Origin of the sequence: Thermoflexus sp. (assembly GCF_025055495.1) — a bacterium.
Classification (GTDB): domain Bacteria; phylum Chloroflexota; class Anaerolineae; order Thermoflexales; family Thermoflexaceae; genus Thermoflexus.
Window position 1 is genome coordinate 1 of record NZ_JANWXB010000047.1, and the last position, 3,168, is coordinate 3,168.

Consider the following 3,168-nt stretch of genomic DNA (forward strand, 5'->3'; position numbering starts at 1 on the left):
GCCTCCACCCCCTGATCCTGGGCGATCTGGATTCCCCGTCGCAGGTAATCCGCCACCACCGGAGTCAGCGCGCCCTCCACACGCAACCACAACACCCGTCGGGCTGCTGTTTCCTGGGCCCAGCTTCCCCAGGCCACCAACCACAAAATCCAGCCCCACCAGAGAAACCGACGCATGGGCGCTCCTTTTCCGCTCCTCGCGCGCAAAGCCAATGGAGAAGGATCCGTCGCCTTGTTCGCTGAATCGGATCATCCATGGCTCATTCTATCTCTTTTTAATCTCTGCGCATATATCTGTCCCAGCGCCGGGTCAGGGCATCCGCTGGGGCGCTGATAGGGGAAATGGTCTCTCATGCTATGGCGGGGGCGGACAGCTTCGCCGTCTGCCCCACTCCCCAAAGCATTTTGGATATCCTCCCTAACGCCGCGAAGCAGCGGAGGGGGATCAGCATCTCTCCCACTATCGGGCGGTTCGCTCTATGGAGTGCATGGTGGACATGAGCCTCATCGTTTTCGCAGACAGTGTCGAATCTCAAACATGCGTTTGCAGCAGAGCCAAGGGAAAAGTAACCAATTCGTTGGGGGAATGGAAAACTCCGCCGGTCTCCCAAAAGCTCTTGCTCAGGCGAGAGAAATCCATTACGATAGGAACCTAAACAGGCCCCATCTTGGGGTGGATCCTTCTCCCCGGAGCGTTCAGGATGGCCGCCCAGCATCGGGAGCGCGTGGAAGCGGTGCGTCACCGCATGGCCGAGGAAAATCTCGAAGCGGTTTTCATCACCTATCTCCCCAACGTCCGCTATCTTTCCGGCTTCACCGGCTCCGCCGCGGTGCTCTGCATCACACCCTCCGGAGCCTGGATCATGACCGATTTCCGCTACTGGGAACAGGCCGCCCGCGAGGCACCGGATTTCACCCTCTATCGCCTCCAGAGCCGTCGCTTCGTGGAGATCCTTCCCGAGTTCCTGGGCGAGATTGGTTCGCCCCGCCGTGTGGCCTTCGAGAGCGCCCACCTCACCGTGGACCAGTGGATGTCCTGGAAGGAGGCCACGCCTGAGGTGGAGTGGGTTCCGATCAAGGACTGGATCGAGGCGTTGCGGGCGGTTAAGGATAAAGGGGAACTGGCCCGTATTCGAGAAGCTGCCCGGATCGCGGATGCGACCGTGGCCTATCTGCGCCGGCGGCTGCGGCCGGGGATGACCGAGCGCGAGGCGGCCTGGCTGGCCGAGCAATACCTGCGCACCCATGGGGGAGACGATGTGGCCTTCGATGTCATCGTGGCCTCCGGCCCGAACGCTGCCATGGCCCATCATCATCCGGGCGATCGTCGGCTGAGGATCGGGGAGCCGATCATCGTGGACCTTGGGGCGCGGGTGGATGGCTATCATTCCGATATCACCCGAACCTTCGTCCTGGGCCGCATGCCTCGCCGTTTCCAGGAGCTTTACGCCATCGTCCTGCGCGCCCAGGAGGCTGCAATCCGGAACATGCGGGCGGGGATGCCCGGCAAAGAGATCGACGCGCTGGCCCGCGCGGTGATCGAGGAGGCGGGTTATGCGGATGCCTTTGGCCACGGCCTGGGCCATGGGGTTGGATTGGAGATCCATGAGAAGCCTTCCGTCGGGCCCATCGCAGAGGACCCCATCCCGGCCGGCGCGGTCTTCACGGTGGAGCCCGGGATCTATATCCGTGGATGGGGCGGCATTCGCATCGAGGATATGGTGGTGATCGGCACCGATGGCGTGCGTGAGGTCCTGACTTGCGCCTCGCGGGATCCGCTGATCCCGGCGCGGTGAATTCCAGCCTTTCTTCGATTATCTGCGTGTTCACGGGGAGGCGAACCGCATAACTCTTGCTGGGATTCGTGGATGGCGAAACGCCGTCCAGCTGAATTCGCAACGCGGGTGCGCCGGCAGGCCGGAATACGCGCGCATAACCAGGCGGTTGGTGTCCTCGAGAATATAGAAGGAGGTTGGCCGTGAAAACGTTCCTGCAAGCCCTCGGGATCGTGCTCAGACCTTACCGTCAGGTCCTGTTGATCGGAGCGGTGGCCTTCCTGCTCGGGCTGGCCGGTGGCCTGATTTACGGCTGGTATATTGCCCCGGTGGAATGGACGGACGCCGCGCCCGTGGATCTGCGGATCGACTACCGTGAGAACTACCTGCGCCTGCTGGCCGACGCGGTCCGGGCTGGGTTCTTGCGTCCGGAGGAGAGCCTCGGCTGGCTGGGACAACGATGGAACCCCCGGGATGCGGCGCGGGAGATCCGCCGTCTGGCCCAGGCGGAGATCGATCCCGCCCGCCGGGCGACGATGGAACGGTTGGGGGAGGTATGGGAACAGGCCCCTGCGCCTCCCGCGCCCGCCCCGGGAGGCGCTATTCCGGTTCCCTGTCTGATCGGGCTGGCCGGACTGGCGCTGGTGGGGATCGGCGCTTTGTGGCTCCTGCGCCGCCCAGCCATGATGGTTTCCCCTCGACGTCCGGTTCCAGCCACCGCTCCCGCTGGGCCATCGGTCGCGCCCACTGCCCTTGAGCGCCCCGCCCCCGGCGAGGTCTATCCGGAAACTTGGGAACCCCCTCTCTCGCAGCATCAAGTGACCTATAAGTTGGGAGACGATCATTTCGATCTCTCCTTCCCCATCGAGCTGCCGAATGGGGAGTTCCTGGGCGAATATGGGGTAGGCATCTCGGAAACCATCGGAGTTGGGGATCCGGCGAAGGTCACCGCCTTCGAACTCTGGCTGTTCGATAAGAACGACATTAAGACGGTCACCAAAGTGCTGGCCAGCGAATACGCTTATCGGGATACCGGGCTCCAGGCGCGGCTGCGCCAGAAGGGGGACTTGGTGCTGGCTGCTCCCGGCGCTATCCTTGAAGTCGAGACGCGGGATCTGCGCCTGCGGGCTCGGGTGGTGGAGATGGAATATGGCACCGGGGCGCTGCCGCCGAACAGCTTCTTCGCTCGTCTCACCCTGGATCTCGCCGCCTGGCGCAAGGAGGAGAAATCCTCCTAATTGGAGGGAGGAAGCGGCCGAAAGGATGTTGTTGGAAGCGGGGGAGTGGAACCGTTCTGCCCTACCTTTCTGGATCCCCCTCCCCGCGGCTCTTGAGGCCGTAAAAAGATGATGGGAGAGGGAGGGGCGGGGGGGCGGCGAGCGGCCCCCCCCCCC

2 protein-coding genes are annotated in these 3,168 nt (G+C 63.5%); both read left to right on the forward strand.

Annotation, left to right across the window (positions count from 1 at the left end):
- The first annotated feature begins 700 nt into the window (after window positions 1–700).
- Window positions 701–1,795 carry a Xaa-Pro peptidase family protein gene (locus NZM16_RS01670; RefSeq protein ID WP_295451259.1) on the forward strand — a complete coding sequence of 365 codons (1,095 nt, stop codon included), beginning with the start codon at window positions 701–703 and terminating at the stop codon, window positions 1,793–1,795.
- A gap of 182 nt (window positions 1,796–1,977) precedes the next feature.
- A complete protein-coding gene (locus NZM16_RS01675) occupies window positions 1,978–3,012 on the forward strand; it encodes a hypothetical protein (protein WP_295451257.1) in 1,035 nt (344 codons plus the stop codon).
- Window positions 3,013–3,168: the final 156 nt, after the last annotated feature.

What these genes read in the sequence shown, in the direction of transcription:
- NZM16_RS01670 (WP_295451259.1), top strand. Translation starts at nt 701, where the DNA reads ATGGCCGCCCAGCATCGGGAGCGCGTGGAAGCGGTGCGTCACCGCATG.